We start from the raw sequence: 16,427 nt of genomic DNA, 5'->3' as shown, positions 1-16,427 counted from the left end.
TCCACGTTCCTGAGAGGTCACCGGTGCGCTCCACTCGCCCCCCGAAGTCGAAACTGGCGCGTTGGGCGTTGCTCCCCATCGTGGGCGCCCTCACCGTCATCCTGGCCGGCTGCACGCAAGCGCAGCTCATCGGGTTCCTCCCCGAGGACTCGGTTGGGGCGACGAACCACACCGATCGCATCACCGGTCTCTGGGTGACGTCGTGGATCGTGCTGCTTGCAGTCGGCGTCGTCACCTGGGTGCTCATCATCTGGGCCGCCGTGGTCTACCGGCGCCGCAAGGGTCAGACCGGTCTGCCGGTGCAGCTGCGCTACAACATGCCGATCGAGATCTTCTACACGATCGTGCCGCTCGTGCTCGTGATCGGCTTCTTCGCCTTCACCGCCCGCGACCAGACCGCGATCGAGCAACCCACCGCCGACCCCGACGTGCAGATCGAGGTCTACGGCCAGCGCTGGTCGTGGGCGTTCAACTACACGCAGGAAGACGTGTACGAGGTCGGCATCCAGGCGCAGGAGGGCGAAGACGGTCAGGTCGACACCGACCAGCTTCCGGTGCTCTACCTGCCCGTCGACGAGACGGTCGAGATCAAGATCGAGTCACGCGACGTCATCCACTCGTTCTGGATCGTCGACTTCCTCTACAAGAAGGACATGATCCCGGCGCGGTCGAACTACATGTACTTCACCCCGCTCAAAGAGGGCGAATACGACGGCAAGTGCGCCGAACTGTGCGGCGAGTACCACTCGCAGATGCTCTTCAAGGTGAAGGTCGTCTCGCGTGAGGAGTACGACGCCCAGATGGAGCTGCTGCGCGAGAAGGGCCAGACCGGTCAGCTCGACGACACGTACAACGTGAACCAGAACCAGCCGGGCACGGGCGCCACGGGCGAGGGAGAGAACTGATGACCACGGCCACCGCACCCCAGCAGGCCTTCGGCACGCCCAGGGTCGAGCGCAAGGGCAACATCGTCGTCAAGTGGATCACCACCACCGACCACAAGACGATCGGTTACCTCTACCTCATCTCGTCGTTCATCTTCTTCTGCATCGGTGGCGTGATGGCCCTCGTCATCCGCGCACAACTGTGGGAACCGGGCAACACGCTCGTGGCGAGCGGTGAGCAGTACAACCAGCTTTTCACGATGCACGGCACGATCATGCTGCTGCTGTTCGCGACACCGTTGTTCGCGGGTTTCGCCAACGTCGCCATGCCGCTGCAGATCGGCGCCCCCGATGTGGCCTTCCCGCGGCTCAACGCCTTCGCTTACTGGCTCTTCCTGTTCGGCGGCATTGTCACGGTCGCCGGCTACCTGACGCCGCAGGGGGCGGCGTCGTTCGGTTGGTTCGCCTACGCCCCGTTGTCGAACACCACCTTCACGCCGGGGCTCGGGGGCAACCTCTGGGTATTCGGTCTGACGATGACCGGGTTCGGCACGATCCTCGGTGCCGTGAATTTCATCACCACGATCATCACGATGCGCGCGCCCGGGATGACGATGTTCCGCATGCCGATCTTCACCTGGAACATCCTGGTGACCTCGATCCTCGTGTTGATGGCCTTCCCGGTGCTCGCCGTTGCCCTGTTCGCGCTCGGCGCGGACCGCGTCTTCGGAACGCACCTCCTCGACCCCGCGAACGGCGGCGCCATTCTCTGGCAGCACTTGTTCTGGTTCTTCGGGCACCCCGAGGTCTACATCATCGCGCTGCCGTTCTTCGGCATCATCTCCGAGGTGCTGCCGGTCTTCAGCCGCAAGCCGATCTTCGGCTACAAGACCCTCATCTACGCGACCATCGCAATCGCGGCCCTCTCGGTGACGGTGTGGGCGCACCACATGTACGTCACCGGGTCGGTGCTGCTGCCCTTCTTCGCGCTACTGACGATGCTCATCGCCGTGCCGACGGGGGTGAAGATCTTTAACTGGGTCGGCACGATGTGGCGCGGGTCGGTGACGTTCGAAACTCCGATGCTCTGGGCGATCGGCTTCCTTATCACCTTCACGTTCGGTGGTCTGACCGGTGTCATCTTGGCAAGCCCGCCGCTCGACTTCATGGTTTCCGACACCTACTTCGTGGTCGCGCACTTCCACTACGTCGTGTTCGGCACCGTCGTCTTCGCCATGTTCTCTGGCTTCTACTTCTGGTGGCCGAAGTGGACCGGCAAGATGTTGAACGAAACGCTTGGCAAGTGGCACTTCTGGATGCTGTTCATCGGATTCCACACGACCTTCCTCATCCAGCACTGGATCGGCGTGGCGGGCGGGGCCCGGCGCTACTGGAGCTACCTCGAGGAAGACGGCCTGACCTGGATGAACCAGATCTCGACGTTCGGCGCGATGATCCTCGCCGTTTCTCTGATCCCGTTCTTCCTCAACGTGCTGATCACCGCGCGTCGCGGCGAGAAGGTCACCGTCGACGATCCCTGGGGCAACGCCCGTTCGCTCGAGTGGGCCACCTCGTGCCCGCCGCCGCGTCATAACTTCGTGTCGATCCCGCGCATCCGTTCGGAGTCGCCGGCATTCGACCTCCACCACCCCGAGGCCGGCCCCCAGGTCGGGATCGGACCCCTGAAGGACGCTCCCGAGGGTCCTGTCGTCGACCTCGTCGACGGAAAGGTGAAGTAGCGTGCGCGTCAACGCCAACCTGTTCTGGATCCTCGCGGTGTTCTTCGGACTTTCGGCGGTCGGGTACACGCTCTGGTCGCTCATCGACTACGCCAACACCCCCGGGCAGATCGAGCCGCTCACGGCGCAGGGCGTGGAGTGGGTCGGCACCGTGGGCATTGGCCTCGGCACCGTCTTCTCGGCGTTCCTCGCGTTCTACCTGACGATCACCAAGCGCGCTCAGGGCGGCGAACTGCCCGAGGACTCCTACACCGCGGACATCGACGATGGTGACCCTGAGGTCGGACACTTCAGTCCGTGGAGCTGGTGGCCGATGGTGCTGGCACTCGGTCTCGCTTTCATGTTCCTCGGCTTCGCCGTCGGCATCTGGCTGGCCTTCCTCGGCGGTCCGATCGTGCTGATCGCCATCGTCGGCTGGCAGTACGAGTACTACCGCAGCTTCTTCGCCCGCTAAGAGTTCGCCTCCTGAAGGGGGATGGCTTCGATGACCGATGCCGTGATCCGCGAGGCACGCCCCGGGGATGAGGATGCCATCTTCGACCTGGTGCAACAGCTCGGGCACGCCTTCACCCCCGATCGTGCCGCGTACGACGTCACCATTGCCGAGTACTTTGCGGGCGCTCACCCGACTGTGCTGTTGCTTGTCGTTGACGATGGCTCGCCGCGACTCGGCGGTTACGCGCTGACGACCATCGTTCCGCTGCTCGCCACCAACGGGCCGTCGGCTCAACTCCAGGAGATCGCGGTCGACGAGGCCGCCCGCGGACGCAACTACGGAACCCTTCTGGTGCGCGCGGTCGAGGCGGCCTGCGAGGAACGTGGTGTGACGCAGCTGACGGTCGCGAGTCGCCGAGCCGGAGGGTTCTACGACCGCCTCGGCTTCAGCGACGCAGCGGAGTATATGCGCCGCTTCTTCCCGCCCGACCGGGGTGCCGCCCGCGTTCTGCCCTGAGCGGACGCATCTCCTCGTCGACCACGCGGCGCCCTATCGTGAGGTCATGGCCGATGTGACGCTCATCGACGAAGCTCCCCGCCGACGCTCGTCGACCCCGGAGACGGCGGGACTCGAACCGCTGTGGCGCGAGGTGCTCGGCGGTCACCTGCGCGACCTCCGTGCCGACCGCGAGCAGACGCTGGTGGACACCGCGCGCCGGGCCGGCATCTCGCCGCAGTATCTCTCCGAGATCGAGCGGGGGCTCAATGAGCCGTCGAGCGAGATGATCTCGGCGGTCGCCGGGGCGCTCGACACGACGCTCGCCGAGATCGCCTCCGACATCGGTCGCGACCTGGGCCGTCGCTCGGCGGCCACCCAGCGCATCACGTTCGCTTTCGCGGCGTGAGCGCCCCAACCGCTCGCGGCGGCAAGAGCTCGTCGATCAGCCCGTAGTCCCGAGCCGTCGCTGCGGCGAAGACCCGATCGCGGTCGGTGTCACGACGCAGCGTCTCGACACTCTGCCCGGTGTGCATCGAGAGGATCGCCTCGAGGTCGGCACGAACGCGCACGATCTCGTCGGCGGCGAGGATGAGGTCGGGAATCGTGCCGCGTCCCTGCCCCGACGGTTGGTGCAACACGATTCGGGCGTGGGGCAGAGCGGCTCGTCGTCCGGGCGAGCCCGCGGCGAGCAACACGGCCCCGGTCGCGATGGCTTGCCCGACACAGGTCGTCGCGACGGGCGACTGCAGGTACTGCATGGTGTCGTAGACGGCGAGCATCGCCGCGGGGTCGCCGCCGTTGCAGTTGATGTACATCGCGATCTCCCGCCCCGGCCCGTCGGCGTCGAGGTGCAGCAGCTGGGCGATCAGTGCGTTCGCGACGCCGGCGTCGATCGCGGTGCCGAGGTAGACGATCCGCTCGGTCAGCAGGTGCGAGTACACGTCCATGATCCGGTCGCCACGCGGATGCGCCGACACGACGTTGGGCACGAGGTAGCTGTTCATCGACCCGCCCCGATTCCGATCGGTAGCGCACGGTCGGGCATGACCTCGTCGAACGATCCCACGATGGCGTCGACGAACCCGTAGTCCCGCGCCTCGGGGGCGGAGTACCAGCGATCGTGGAGTGAGTCCTCGAACACCCGCTCCAGCGGCTGCCCGGTGTCGGAGGCGATGATCCCGAGCACGATGTCGCGAGTGTGCCGCAGGTCGTCGGCCTGGAGCTCGATCTCGACGGCCGAGCCGCCGATCCCGGCGGAACCCTGGTGCATCAGGATGCGCGCGTGGGGGAGGGCGTAGCGCCTCCCGGGAGCGCCGGCCGAGAGCAGGAACTGCCACGCGCTGCAGGCCAGCCCGAGGGCGAGGGTTGCGACGTCGCACGGCACGAGTCGCAATGACGTCGCGAATCGCGAGCATCGAGGGCACTGATCCGCCGGGGGAGTGGATCCACATTGCGATGTCGGCGCGCGGATCGTCGGCAGCGAGGGTGAGCAGTTGCGCCGCCAGGAGCGTGCCGTTGTCGTCGTCGAGCACTCCGTCGAGTACGACCACGCGCTCGTGCAGGAGCCGTTCGCGCATCGCGGAGGAGAACTGGCGAGGAGGGGTGTCGGTCATGCTCCCCAGCCTGCGCCGGCCGAGCATGCCGAGGGCCGATCCACTGCTCAGAGCGGATCGGCCCTCGGCAGAACGGTCAGTGGTGGCTCTGGGACTCGAGTTCCGTCTTGGTGACCGGTGCGATGCGATCCTCGAAGAACAACCTCGACGCGGCGGCACGCACGCGTTGCGCGACCGAGATCCGGCCGTGCTTATCCGGGCGCACCATGAGCGGCTGGTAGTCGGTGTAGGACACCAGGCGCCAGCGCTCGTAGTCGCTGAGCGGCTGGTGCACCTCGACGTACTGACCGCCAGGAAGACGCACGATCCGGCCCGACTCGTAGCCGTGCAGGGCGATCTCGCGGTCCTTCTTCTGCAGAGCGAAACAGATGCGACGGGTCACGAAGAACGCGATGATCGGTCCGGCGATCAACAGAATCTGAAGGGCGAGAGTCACCCCTTCGACGGCGAGCTTGAAGTGTGTCGCGATGAGGTCGGAGGATGCCGCGGCCCACATGACCGCGTAGAAGGTGACGCCGGCGGCGCCGATCGCGGTGCGCATCGGGGCGTTGCGCGGACGGTCGGCGATGTTGTGGTGCCGCTTGTCGCCCGTGACCCACGCTTCGAAGAACGGGTAGAAGGCCACGAGGGCGAGGAACAGCGGGAGCACGAGCAGCGGCACGAGGATGTTGAGCGAGAGCGTGAAGCCGAGGATCTCGAGTTCCCAGCCCGGCGGGATGAGCCGCAACATGCCGTCGGCGAACCCGATGTACCAGTCGGGTTGTGTCCCGGCCGAGACGGGGGACGGGTCGTAGGGGCCGTAGTTCCAGATCGGGTTGATCGTCACGGTCGCCGCGACCAGCACGATGACGCCGAACACGATGAAGAAGAATCCGCCGGCCTTCGCCGCGAACACCGGCATCACCGGCACACCGACGACGTTGTCGTTAGAGCGGCCGGGGCCCGCGTACTGGGTGTGCTTGTTGACGAACACCATGATCACGTGCACGCCGACGATCGCGACGAGGATCGCGGGTAGCAGCAGGATGTGCAGGCTGTAGAACATGCCGATGACCGTGGTGCCCGGGAACTCGCCACCGAACAGCAGGTACGAGATCCAGGTGCCGATGACCGGCACTCCCTTGACCATGCCATCGATAATGCGCAGACCGTTACCCGAGAGCAGGTCGTCGGGAAGCGAGTAGCCCGTGAAGCCCTCGGCCATCGCGAGGATGAAGAGGGTGAAGCCGAGCAGCCAGTTGATCTCGCGGGGCTTGCGGAACGCGCCCGTGAAGAACACCCGCAGCATGTGCAGACCGATCGAGGCGACGAACAGCAGCGCCGCCCAGTGGTGGATCTGCCGCACCAGCAGCCCGCCGCGGATGTCGAAGGAGATGTCGAGCGTCGAGGCCATTGCCGCCGACATCTGGATGCCCTTGAGCGGCACGTACGAGCCGTCGTAGTGCGTCTCGACCATCGACGCCTGGAAGAAGAAGGTCAGGAACGTGCCGGAGAGCAGCACCACGATGAGGCTGTAGAGCGCGACCTCGCCGAGCATGAACGACCAGTGGTCGGGGAAGATCTTGCGCCCGTAGTCCCGCACCCAGCCCGAGAGCTTGAAGCGTTCGTCCACGTAGCCGGCGGCCCAGTTGGTGAATCGCATGCCGCGGCCGACTTCGGCGACGGCGGGCTCGGTGCCCGGGCGGTTCGTGCCGGTGGTGTCAGACACAGTGACGGTCACAGCGAACGCTCCCAGAAGCTCGGGCCGACGGGCTCGGTGAAGTCGCTCTGAGCGATCAGGTAGCCCTCGTCGTCGATGGTGATCGGCAGTTGCGGCAACGGGCGCTTGGCGGGGCCGAAGATGACCTTCGCCTCTTTCGTGATGTCGAACTGCGACTGGTGGCACGGGCACAACAGGTGGTGGGTCTGCTGCTCGTAGAGCGCGACCGGGCAGCCGACGTGGGTGCAGATCTTGGAGTAGGCGACGATGCCCTGGTAGTTCCAGTCCTTGCGATCCTCGGAGATTTCGAGGTCTTCGGGCTTGAGCCGCATGAGCAGCACGGCGGCCTTGGCCTTCTCTTCGAGCTTGCCGTGCTCGAGGTCTTCGAGACCTTCGGGGATGACGTGGAAGACCGAGCCGAGCGTCACGTCGGCGGCGCGGATCGGGGTGCCGTCGGGGTCGCGCGCAAGCCGGGTGCCCTTCTTCCACAGCGTGTGCTTGAGCAGTGTCACCGGGTCTTCGGCTGGGGCGAGGTCGCGGAAGAGCACGACCGCCGGCAGCGGGAACACAACGAGTGCGCCGATGAGCGAGTTGCGGATCAGCTTGCGCCGGGTGAACCCGGATTCCTTGTTGCCGGCGGTGAAGACCGCGGCCGCTCCGGCGCGCTTCTCGTACTTCTCTTCCGGCGGGTGGCCGGCGTTGCGGTCTTCGACGAGGTCGTGACCGTCCATGAGCGACTTCGACCAGTGCACGGCACCGAATCCGATGCCGAACAGCGCGAGCGCCATCCCGAGCCCGAGGAAGGCGTTGTTGACGCGCACCGACCCGGGGTCGTCGGCATCGATCGGGAAGACGAAATAGGCGACGATCGCGAACACGCTGCCGATGATCGACGCCCAGAAGAACCAGGCGACGCGACGCTCGTTCTGTCGTTCCTTCTTGGGGTCGACGTCGCTCACTCGCGGCCGGTAGGGCGGAAATCCGGGGTTCTCGATCGCGTCCGTGGGCACGACGGCAGTTCCGGGTGCGTCGACCGGGATGTCCCGCGGAACGACTGCGCTACCGGGTTCGGCGCTGCCGTGGTCTGCCATGCTCGTGTGCTCTCTTATCTCTTCGTGCGCCAAGAACGCTCAGTTTGACTTCGCGGTGAGCCAGACCGTCACCGCGACGATCGCGCCGAGCGCGAAGATCCAGACGAACAGACCCTCCGAAACGGGCCCCAGTCCGCCGAGGTCGAGGCCTCCGGGGGAGGGGTGATCGTTGAGGTATTCGAGGTAGGCGATGATGTCGGCCTTCTCCTCGGGGGTGATGTTGAGGTCGTTGAACACCGGCATGTTCTGCGGCCCGGTGACCATCGCTTCGTAGACGTGCGCGGGGTCGACGTCTTTGAGGTCGGGTGCGAACTTCCCTTCGGTCAGCGCTCCGCCCGCACCGGCGACGTTGTGGCACATCGCGCAGTTGATGCGGAAGAGTTCGGCTCCGAGGGCGACATCGCCTTCCCCGGTCAGGAATTCGTCGGCCGGGATGGCGGGGCCTTCGCCGAGGGTCGCGACGTAGGCCGCGAGGGCTTTGACCTGCTCGTCGGTGAACTGTACCGGTTTGGCTTCCGCCTGCGGTCCGGAGGCGGCCATCGGCATCCGTCCGGTGCCCACCTGGAAGTCGACCGCGGCGGCGCCCACCCCGACCAGGCTGGGGGCGTCGGTCGTGCCGACCGCACCGATTCCGTGGCAGGAGGCGCAGTTCGCCATGAAGAGCTTCTCGCCTTCCTCAGCGGTCGTCGCCGAAGCGGAGGTCGTGCTGGCGGTGGCGCTCGACGTGACGAGGGCATAGGCGCCGCCCGTGGTCAGCAGACCGATGACGAGGAGCGCGACCGAGGCCAGGGGAGAACGGCGGCCCGTGCGGCGACTGCGTGGCATAAGGGTCAGACTCCGAATCGCGGGAGAACGTAGATGACGAGGAAGAGCCCGATCCACACCACGTCGACGAAGTGCCAGTAGTACGAGACGACGACCGCGGTGGTGGCTTCCTTGTGGGTGAAGCGTTTGACGGCGAAGAATCGGCCGATCACGATGAGGAACGCCAGAAGGCCGCCGGTGACGTGCAGGCCGTGGAAGCCGGTCGTGAGGTAGAACGCCGAACCGAACGAGTCGGAGGTGAATCCGACGCCTTCGCTGACCAGCAGGGCGTACTCGTAGACCTGGCCGATGATGAACAACGCGCCGAGGAAGAACGAGAGGAAGAACCACTCGACGACACCCCAGCGGCGCAGGTTCCACCACGCACCGGTGCGCCACTTCTGCAGGCGCTCCGCGGCGAAGACGCCGAACTGGGCGGTGAACGACGACGACACGAGGATGATCGTGATGATCGCCGAGAAGAAGATGTTGAGCTTCGACCCCTGGTCGGCCCACAGACCCGGTGAGGTCGACTTCAGGGTGAAGTAGACGGCGAACAGGCCGGCGAAGAACATGACTTCGCTGCCCAGCCAGACGATGGTGCCGACCTGCACGGAGTTCGGTCGATTGATGACCCCTGCGGCTGGGCGGTGCGAAATCGGTGTCGAGGTCACGAGCCCATTATGGCCGATATCGGAGGTCGCTACGATCGACGCCATGCCGACGGAACTCACCTGGCCTGCTCTGATCACGCAAGCACTCGCCGGGGCCGACCTGTCGATCGCCGAAGCGTCCTGGGCGATGGAGCAGGTCATGGAGGGCGCCGTCACGAACGCGCAACTCGCCGGCTTCCTCGTCGCCCTGCGCGCGAAAGGCGAGACGGTGGATGAGATCGTCGGATTCCGCGACGCGATCCTCGCCCACGCCCAGCCGCTCGCGGTCGACCCGATGGCGCTCGACATGGCGGGCACGGGCGGCGACCGGATGGGCACGGTCAACGTGTCGACGATGGCCTCGATCGTGGCCGCGGCTGCGGGGGCGAAAGTCGTCAAGCACGGCAATCGCGCGGCGTCGTCGGCCTCCGGTTCGTCGGACGTCCTGGGGGCGCTCGGCATCGAGCTGCAGCTGACCCCGGATCGGGTCGCCGCAGTGCTGCAGGAGGTGGGCATCACCTTCGTCTTCGCGGCTCTGTTCCACCCCGGGTTCAAGCACGCCGGCCCGGTGCGTGCCGAGCTCGGCATCCCGACCGTCTTCAACTTCCTGGGCCCGCTGTGCAACCCGGCACGCCCCGAGGCGTCGAGCGTCGGGGTCGCGGCGCTCGACAAGGTACCCCTGATCACGGGGGTGTTCCGCACCCGCGGGGCGACCGCGCTCGTCTACCGCGGCGACGACGGACTCGACGAGTTGACCACCACCGGGCACAGCCACATCTGGGAGGTCTCGCGAGGCGACATCCACGAGCACGACCTCGATCCGGCCGACCTCGGCATCGGCAGGGCGAGCATCGACGACCTGCGTGGCGGCGACGCGGCGCACAACGCCGCGATCGCCCGCGGGGTGTTCGCCGGTGATCCGGGGCCGGTGCGCGACATCGTGCTGCTCAATGCGGCAGCGGGCCTCATCGCCTGGGAGCTCGCGCACGACGCGACGCAGCAGGAGCGCGACATCCGCGATCGCTTCACCGAGAAGCTCGCGGTCGCGACCGAGGCGATCGACTCCGGCGCGGCGACCGAGAAGCTCGACGCCTGGGCCGCGGCCACGCAGCGCTGAGGGGTCAGGGCGAGTCGACCCAGTCGAACGTGCGCGTGACCGCCTTCTTCCACGCGCGCATCCGCTCGGCGCGTTCGGCGGCAGCCATCATCGGTTCCCAGCGGTGGTCTTCGCGCCAGTTCGCGCGCAGCTCGTCGAGGTCTGACCAGAACCCGACCGCGAGACCCGCGGCGTAGGCCGCGCCGAGCGCGGTCGTCTCGATCACCGCGGGACGCACCACGGGAATCCCGAGCACGTCCGACTGGAACTGCATGAGGGTGTCGTTGGCGACCATGCCGCCGTCGACCCGCAGTTCGGTGATCGGGGCGGGAAGGTCGGCACCCGCGGCGTCGAGCACGTCGACGGTCTGAAGTGCGACGGCCTCGAGGGCGGCCCGGGCGATGTGGGCTTTCGTCGCGAACCGCGTGAGGCCGAGGATGGCGCCCCGCGCGTCGGGCCGCCAATAGGGCGCGAACAGCCCCGAGAACGCCGGCACGAACGCGACGCCGCCGGTGTCGGGCACCGAGAGCGCGAGCTGCTCGACATCCGCCGAGTTCTCGAAGAAGCCCAGGTTGTCGCGCAGCCATTGGATGAGCGATCCGGTCACCGCGATCGAGCCCTCCAGCGCGTAGCGCGGTTCGTCGTCACCGAGTCGGTACGCGACCGTCGTGATGAGCCCGTTGGCGGAGTGCACGATCTTCGTGCCCGTGTTGGCGATCAGAAAGTTGCCGGTGCCGTAGGTGTTCTTGCTCTCACCCGCGCCGAAGGCGGCCTGCCCGAACGTGGCCGCCTGCTGGTCGCCGAGGATGCCGGAGATCGGCACCCCCGCAAGGGGAGCGATCGCGGTGCCGTAGACCTCGGACGAGGAGCGGATGTCGGGGAGCAGTGCGCGAGGGATGCCGAACGCGGTCAGGAGGCCGTCGTCCCAGGCGAGGGTGGCGAGATCCATCAGCAGGGTGCGGCTCGCGTTCGTGACATCCGTCGCGTGCACTCCGCCGTCGGCTCCGCCGGTCAGGTTCCAGAGCACCCAGGAGTCGGTCGTGCCGAACGCGAGTTCGCCCGCCTCGGCCCGCGCTCGAGCTCCCTCGACCGAGTCGAGCAGCCAGGCGATCTTCGTCGCCGAGAAGTAGGTCGCCAGTGGTAGCCCGGTCTGTGCGCGAAACCGATCGACCCCGCCGTCGGCGGCGAGACGATCGACGAGATCCTGGGTGCGGGTGTCCTGCCAGACGATGGCATGCGCGATCGGCTCGCCGGTCGCGCGATCCCAGATCACCGCCGTCTCGCGTTGGTTGGTGATGCCGATCGCGGCGACATCGGCGGGGTCGGCACCGGCGGCGGCGAGCGCCTCGGCCAGCACCGCGAACGTATTGTCGCGGATCTCGGTCGCGTCGTGCTCGACCCAGCCCGCCTGGGGGAAGATCTGCCGGTGCTCCCGCTGTCCGGTGGCTACCGGCATCCCGGCATGGTCGAAGAGGATCGCGCGGGTGCTCGTGGTGCCCTGATCGATCGCGATGACGTACCTCGGCATGCGCCCACGCTACGCTCTCGACCACGTAAGGCTGGGCTGAACGGGGGACGACATGGCCGCAGATATCAAGCCGATCATCGAAGCGATGTTCGCGGGGGTGGAGGCGCGAGACCTCGACCTCGCGACCGCGCATTTCGCCGACGACATCCAGCTCTACGACCCGCACTACCCGTACCCGAACATGAACGGCATCGCCGAGGTGCGCGAAGGCCTGACCTGGAGTTTCGCCGGGATGAAGAGCATGGGCTTCGACATCGATCGCTGGTTCCTCAGCGCCGACGGGCTCTCCGCGGTTGTGGAGGTTTCGACGCACCATGTGCTGGCTGCCGGAGGCAAGCACCTCGACTTTCCGCAGGTGTTCGTCATCGAGACCGACGGATCCAAGATCACGAAGATGCGCGCCTACGAGCCGTACGGCCCGGGCGGCTCGGTCGGCTTTGGGCTCGCGATCGGGCACACCGTGTACCGGCTCACCCACCGTCGCAAGAAGTAGAGCTATCTCGCTAATTAGCAATAGTGCTAAGTTGCGAACGTGACCGATTCAGTCAGCGACGTCTTCACGGCGCTTGCCCATCCGACGCGTCGCCAGATCCTCCAGGATCTCAAGAACGGCGAGCTCGCCGCAGGGGAGATCGCCTCGCGATTCGCGACCTCGGGGCCGACGATCTCGCGGCACCTCTCGGTGCTGCGAAGCGCCGGACTCGTGGCCGAACGACGCGATGCCAACCGCATCCTCTACTCGCTCGTCGAAGATCGACTGGCGCTCTCGGTGGGCGACTTCCTCTCGACGGTGTGTCCCGAACAGATCGTGTTGCGCGAAGTGCGGCGCCATCGGCGCGGCGAAGGTGCGGCTCGATCGGCCTCTCCCAGCGAGGCCTTGTCGTGAGCGCCCTTGCGACTCTCCGCGCCCAAGTGCGCCGTCGACTCCTCATCACGTATCGGGTGGACCCGGACGTTGCAGCATCCCTCGTCCCGGCTCCCCTCCGGCCGCAGCTCGTCAACGGGAGTGCGGTCGCCGGGGTGTGCATGATCGGCCTGAGCGCGGTGAGGCCGGGTTGGCTTCGCCCTCGGTTCGGCTTCCGCACCGAGAATGTCGCACACCGAGTCGCGGTGGAGTGGGATGACGAGGGCGGCACACGCACGGGTGTCTACATCGTCGAACGGCACAGCTCGTCGTTGCTGCCGGTGCTCGGCGGCGGGCGGTTGTTTCCCGGAGTGCAGCGTCGCGGACGATTCGATCTCGATGAGACCAAGGATCGCTTTCGCGTCCGAATGACGGCGCCCGGAATCCGAGTTGCGGTCGATGTCGGGGTGGGAGGTCCGTGGCACAGTGAGCTCTTCTCGTCCGTCGAGGACGCGTCGGAGTTTCATCGTCAGGGGTCGGTCGGGTGGTCACCATGTGCGGGCGGTGGCGGAGTCGAGGCGCTCGAGTTGACATCGAAAGAGTGGGCGGCTGAGACGGGCGTCGTTCACTCCGTGGAATCGTCGTTCTTCGATTCGCTTCCGCAGGGTTCAGCCGAGCTCGACAGTGCGCTGGTCATGCGCGACCTCCCGTTCTTCTGGGACACCCCGCGCATCGACCTCACGCGCGGGCACGCGGTGGTCTGACGCCTCGCGACCCGCCCGCCGGCGGAAGCTGAGAGACTGTCGGACGTGACCGACGTCGACACCCGCCCGCACTGGAAACGCGACGTCGGGATGTTCCTGACCGGGCAGACGGTGTCGTTGTTCGGCTCCATGCTCGTGCAGTACGCCGTCATGTGGCACCTGACGCTCACCACGAAGTCGGGCACCGTGATGGCGCTCGCCGCGCTCTTCGGGTTCCTGCCGCAGGCGGTCGTGTCGATCTTCGGGGGAGTGTGGGCCGACCGGCTCAACCGCAAGATGCTGATCATCGTCGCCGATGCCGCGATCGCGGCCTCGACCCTCGCGCTCGCGCTGTTCATGCTCTCCGGGGTCGACTCGTTGGTGCTCATCTACGCGACGCTCGCGATCCGATCGATGGGCGCCGGCATCCAGACCCCGGCGGTCTCGGCGCTGATTCCGCAGATCGTGCCCACCCAGCATCTGATGCGCGTCAATGGGATTCTCGGCAGCATCCAGTCGGCGCTGGCGCTGATCGCGCCGGCCGCTGCCGGCGTGCTCTACGCGACGGCGTCGATCGTCACCATCTTCTTCGTCGACGTGGTGACGGCGGTTCTCGGCATCGCGCTGCTCGCGACCGTCGCCGTGCCGACGATCGTGCGGGCGGAGCGCACCGGGTACTTCACCGACCTCGTCGAAGGGGTGAAGTACGTCGCCACCCACCGGCTCATCCGCTGGTTGTTGCTGGTCTTCGCCATCATCTTCCTGCTCACGGTGGCGCCGTCATACCTCACGCCGCTCATGGTCGTCCGCTCGTTCGGGGGCGACTTCTTCGGGCTGGACGACGTCGCGAAGCTGACGATTCTCGAGATCGCTTTCAGTGTCGGAATGCTGCTCGGGGGCATCGTGATCTCGATCTGGGGCGGCACGAAGAACAAGGTGCTGATGATCATCGCGTCATCGGTGTTGTTCGGGCTGCTGTCGATCGCCCTGGGCCTCTCGACGAACCTGTGGTGGTTCTTCGGCTTCATGTTCGTCTTCGGGCTGCTCGTGCCGTTCTTCTCGACGCCCGCGATGACGCTGCTGCAGTTGCGGGTCGAACCGGAGCGTCAGGGCCGGGTCTTCGGGTTCGTCGGCATCGTGATGGCCGTCTCGATGCCGATCGGCATGGTGGTGTTCGGCCCGCTCGCCGACGTCATGCCGGTGGAGACGCTGATCGTGAGCGCCGGCATCCTGACCTTCGTCGTCGTGGTGCTCGCCGTGCTCGTGCCCGCCGGGCGGCAGGCCATCCGGGAGGGGCGCGTCGAGGCGGACCCTCACCAGGAGCCGGGCGCGTAGTCCTTCAGGAAGACGCCGTACAGGTCTTCGCCCGCCTCGCCGCGCACGATCGGGTCGTAGACCCGCGCAGCACCGTCGACGAGGTCGAGCGGGGCGTGGAAGCCCTCTTCGGCGAGCCGCACCTTCGTCGGGTGCGGGCGCTCGTCGGTGATCCAGCCGGTGTCGACGCTCGTCATGAGGATGCCGTCAGTCTCGAACAATTCTCGGGAACTGGTGCGGGTGAGCATGTTGACGGCCGCCTTGGCCATGTTGGTGTGCGGGTGACCCGGGCCCTTGTAGCCCCGGCCGAAGACGCCCTCCATCGCGCTGACGTTGACGATGTAAGTGCGGCGCGCGGGGGAGGAGGCGAGGGAGGCCCGCAGCTTGGAGATGAGGATGAACGGTGCCGTCTCGTTCGCGAGCTGCACCTCGAGCATCTCGAGCGGATCGACCGCGTCGACGCTCTGCGTCCACGAGTTGATCGGTGCGAGGTCGGGCACGAGCCCGCCGGCGTCGATCGCGGTGCCGGCGGCGAGACGCTCCAGCGAGGACGATCCGGCGGCCATCGCCTGCTCGGTGAGCTCGTCGGCTTGCTCGGCGGCAGCCGCGAGGATCGGATGCGCGGCGACGGCGCGCGCCAGGGCCTGCGGGTGACTGTCGTTGGTGTGGCCGAAGGTCTCCAGCTCGGGAAGCGGACCATCAGGCAGGGGAGCGAGCTCGGCATCCACGAGCTTGGAGTACGCACCGGGGGAGCGGCGCACCGTCTGGGCGGCGTTGTTGATGAGGATGTCGAGCGGCCCCTGCTCGGCGACCGATTCGGCGAGCGCGATCACCTGAGCAGGGTCCCGCAGGTCGATGCCGACGACGCGCAGCCGGTCGATCCACTCGGGGGAGTCGGGGAGGCTCGTGAACCGGCGGACGGCATCCCGCGGGAACCGCGTGGTGATCGTCGTGTGGGCGCCGTCGCGCAGCAGCCGCAGCGCGATGTACATGCCGATCTTCGCGCGGCCGCCGGTGAGCAGCGCGCGCTTGCCGGTGAGATCGGTGCGGGCGTCGCGCTTGGCATGGCTCATGGCCGCGCAGGTCGGACAGAGCTGGTGGTAGAACGCGTCGACGACCGTGTAGTCCTGCTTGCAGATGTAGCAGGGCCGCGGCTTGCGGAACACTCCGGCGATCGCGGCGGTCGTCGCACCCGAGATCGGGATGCCGCGGGTCTCGTCGTCGATCCGGTCCGGGGCGCCGGTAGCAGTCGCGGCGACGACGGCCTTGTCGGCTTCGGCGACCTGCGCGCGCAGTTCGAGCCGACGCTCCCGCTTGACCGCTTTGAACATCGCGGCGGTGGCGCGACGGACCGCGACGAAGTCGGGATCGGCGGGATCCACACCGGGCATCGCCGCGAGAACGCGGAGGGTGGCCTCAAGATCCGCCGGGTCGATGCCGCTGCGGGAACGGGGGTGGTCGGAGGGCACGGGTGATTCTCTCACC

17 protein-coding genes and 1 pseudogene are annotated in these 16,427 nt (G+C 67.0%); 10 read left to right on the top strand and 8 right to left on the bottom strand.

What is annotated here, in order from left to right; genetic code table 11:
- The first annotated feature begins 23 nt into the window (after window positions 1-23).
- From ctaC to IE173_RS04455, 5 genes are read left to right on the top strand one after another with little or no spacing between them, the layout of a single operon-like run.
- Window positions 24-905, top strand: coding sequence for an aa3-type cytochrome oxidase subunit II (gene ctaC / locus IE173_RS04475; protein WP_229841873.1), 882 nt, complete (start codon window positions 24-26; stop codon window positions 903-905).
- On the top strand, window positions 905-2,623 hold the full coding sequence (ctaD, locus tag IE173_RS04470) for an aa3-type cytochrome oxidase subunit I (protein WP_191282132.1): 1,719 nt from the start codon (window positions 905-907) through the stop codon (window positions 2,621-2,623). The genes ctaC and ctaD overlap by 1 nt, the downstream gene beginning before the upstream one ends.
- Before the next feature lies 1 nt (window position 2,624).
- Window positions 2,625-3,077, top strand: coding sequence for a cytochrome c oxidase subunit 4 (locus tag IE173_RS04465; RefSeq protein WP_191282130.1), 453 nt, complete (start codon window positions 2,625-2,627; stop codon window positions 3,075-3,077).
- Between the two features lie 30 nt (window positions 3,078-3,107).
- A complete protein-coding gene (locus tag IE173_RS04460) occupies window positions 3,108-3,575 on the top strand; it encodes a GNAT family N-acetyltransferase (RefSeq protein ID WP_191282128.1) in 468 nt (155 codons plus the stop codon).
- A gap of 46 nt (window positions 3,576-3,621) precedes the next feature.
- The gene (locus IE173_RS04455; protein WP_191282126.1) at window positions 3,622-3,963 is read left to right on the top strand and encodes a helix-turn-helix domain-containing protein; all 342 of its coding nucleotides are present in this window, start codon (window positions 3,622-3,624) and stop codon (window positions 3,961-3,963) included.
- Here IE173_RS04455 and IE173_RS04450 read toward each other — a convergent pair.
- From IE173_RS04450 to ctaE, 6 genes and pseudogenes are all read right to left on the bottom strand, one after another.
- Window positions 3,941-4,561 (bottom strand): ClpP family protease, encoded by a 621-nt coding sequence (locus IE173_RS04450; protein WP_191282124.1) that lies wholly within the window; start codon window positions 4,559-4,561, stop codon window positions 3,941-3,943. The two genes, IE173_RS04455 and IE173_RS04450, sit on opposite strands and share 23 nt — an antisense overlap.
- A pseudogene (locus IE173_RS04445) lies at window positions 4,558-5,170 on the bottom strand (ClpP family protease). Before IE173_RS04445 ends, IE173_RS04450 begins: the two are co-directional and overlap by 4 nt.
- A 76-nt stretch (window positions 5,171-5,246) precedes the next feature.
- Window positions 5,247-6,812: a cytochrome bc1 complex cytochrome b subunit gene (gene qcrB / locus IE173_RS04440; RefSeq protein ID WP_191282495.1), complete on the bottom strand. Its 1,566-nt coding sequence runs from the start codon at window positions 6,810-6,812 to the stop codon at window positions 5,247-5,249.
- A gap of 74 nt (window positions 6,813-6,886) precedes the next feature.
- Window positions 6,887-7,960: a cytochrome bc1 complex Rieske iron-sulfur subunit gene (qcrA, locus tag IE173_RS04435; RefSeq protein ID WP_191282122.1), complete on the bottom strand. Its 1,074-nt coding sequence runs from the start codon at window positions 7,958-7,960 to the stop codon at window positions 6,887-6,889.
- A 39-nt stretch (window positions 7,961-7,999) separates the two neighbouring features.
- Window positions 8,000-8,785, bottom strand: coding sequence for a cytochrome bc1 complex diheme cytochrome c subunit (gene qcrC, locus IE173_RS04430; protein ID WP_191282120.1), 786 nt, complete (start codon window positions 8,783-8,785; stop codon window positions 8,000-8,002).
- Between the two features lie 5 nt (window positions 8,786-8,790).
- A complete protein-coding gene (ctaE, locus tag IE173_RS04425; RefSeq protein ID WP_191282118.1) occupies window positions 8,791-9,483 on the bottom strand; it encodes an aa3-type cytochrome oxidase subunit III in 693 nt (230 codons plus the stop codon).
- Here ctaE and trpD point away from each other — a divergent pair.
- On the top strand, window positions 9,482-10,534 hold the full coding sequence (gene trpD / locus IE173_RS04420) for an anthranilate phosphoribosyltransferase (protein WP_191282116.1): 1,053 nt from the start codon (window positions 9,482-9,484) through the stop codon (window positions 10,532-10,534). The genes ctaE and trpD overlap by 2 nt on opposite strands.
- A 4-nt stretch (window positions 10,535-10,538) precedes the next feature.
- Here trpD and glpK read toward each other — a convergent pair whose 3' ends face one another.
- Window positions 10,539-12,041: a glycerol kinase GlpK gene (gene glpK / locus IE173_RS04415; RefSeq protein ID WP_191282114.1), complete on the bottom strand. Its 1,503-nt coding sequence runs from the start codon at window positions 12,039-12,041 to the stop codon at window positions 10,539-10,541.
- A gap of 52 nt (window positions 12,042-12,093) precedes the next feature.
- Here glpK and IE173_RS04410 point away from each other — a divergent pair, with 52 nt between their 5' ends.
- Genes IE173_RS04410 through IE173_RS04395 form a run of 4 tightly spaced genes read left to right on the top strand, consistent with a single transcriptional unit; the run spans window position 12,094 to window position 14,963 of the window.
- Window positions 12,094-12,534, top strand: coding sequence for a nuclear transport factor 2 family protein (locus IE173_RS04410; protein ID WP_191282112.1), 441 nt, complete (start codon window positions 12,094-12,096; stop codon window positions 12,532-12,534).
- Window positions 12,535-12,573: 39 nt separating this feature from the next.
- Window positions 12,574-12,927, top strand: coding sequence for a metalloregulator ArsR/SmtB family transcription factor (locus IE173_RS04405; protein ID WP_191282110.1), 354 nt, complete (start codon window positions 12,574-12,576; stop codon window positions 12,925-12,927).
- Entirely contained in the window at window positions 12,834-13,649 is an 816-nt protein-coding gene (locus tag IE173_RS04400; RefSeq protein WP_308433078.1) for a DUF2071 domain-containing protein, read from the top strand. Before IE173_RS04405 ends, IE173_RS04400 begins: the two co-directional genes overlap by 94 nt.
- Before the next feature lie 45 nt (window positions 13,650-13,694).
- Entirely contained in the window at window positions 13,695-14,963 is a 1,269-nt protein-coding gene (locus IE173_RS04395; RefSeq protein ID WP_229841871.1) for an MFS transporter, read from the top strand.
- On the opposite strand, the gene IE173_RS04390 is transcribed toward IE173_RS04395, so the two are convergent.
- Window positions 14,942-16,411 (bottom strand): SDR family NAD(P)-dependent oxidoreductase, encoded by a 1,470-nt coding sequence (locus IE173_RS04390; protein ID WP_229841870.1) that lies wholly within the window; start codon window positions 16,409-16,411, stop codon window positions 14,942-14,944. The genes IE173_RS04395 and IE173_RS04390 overlap by 22 nt on opposite strands.
- Window positions 16,412-16,427 lie beyond the last annotated feature (16 nt).

It is taken from the genome of Pseudolysinimonas yzui, from assembly GCF_014653215.1.
Taxonomy (GTDB): domain Bacteria; phylum Actinomycetota; class Actinomycetes; order Actinomycetales; family Microbacteriaceae; genus Pseudolysinimonas_A; species Pseudolysinimonas_A yzui.
This window is presented reverse-complemented; position numbering and strand designations above follow the sequence as displayed.

Excerpts from the sequence above, each read along its gene's own strand:
- ctaD (WP_191282132.1), top strand. The coding sequence starts at position 905 with ATGACCACGGCCACCGCACCCCAGCAGGCCTTCGGCACGCCCAGGGTC.
- IE173_RS04460 (WP_191282128.1), top strand. The coding sequence starts at position 3,108 with ATGACCGATGCCGTGATCCGCGAGGCACGCCCCGGGGATGAGGATGCC.
- IE173_RS04455 (WP_191282126.1), top strand. The coding sequence starts at position 3,622 with ATGGCCGATGTGACGCTCATCGACGAAGCTCCCCGCCGACGCTCGTCG.
- IE173_RS04450 (WP_191282124.1), bottom strand. The coding sequence starts at position 4,561 with ATGAACAGCTACCTCGTGCCCAACGTCGTGTCGGCGCATCCGCGTGGC.
- qcrB (WP_191282495.1), bottom strand. The coding sequence starts at position 6,812 with ATGCGATTCACCAACTGGGCCGCCGGCTACGTGGACGAACGCTTCAAG.
- qcrA (WP_191282122.1), bottom strand. The coding sequence starts at position 7,960 with ATGGCAGACCACGGCAGCGCCGAACCCGGTAGCGCAGTCGTTCCGCGG.
- qcrC (WP_191282120.1), bottom strand. The coding sequence starts at position 8,785 with ATGCCACGCAGTCGCCGCACGGGCCGCCGTTCTCCCCTGGCCTCGGTC.
- trpD (WP_191282116.1), top strand. The coding sequence starts at position 9,482 with ATGCCGACGGAACTCACCTGGCCTGCTCTGATCACGCAAGCACTCGCC.
- ctaE (WP_191282118.1), bottom strand. The coding sequence starts at position 9,483 with ATGGCGTCGATCGTAGCGACCTCCGATATCGGCCATAATGGGCTCGTG.
- glpK (WP_191282114.1), bottom strand. The coding sequence starts at position 12,041 with ATGCCGAGGTACGTCATCGCGATCGATCAGGGCACCACGAGCACCCGC.
- IE173_RS04410 (WP_191282112.1), top strand. The coding sequence starts at position 12,094 with ATGGCCGCAGATATCAAGCCGATCATCGAAGCGATGTTCGCGGGGGTG.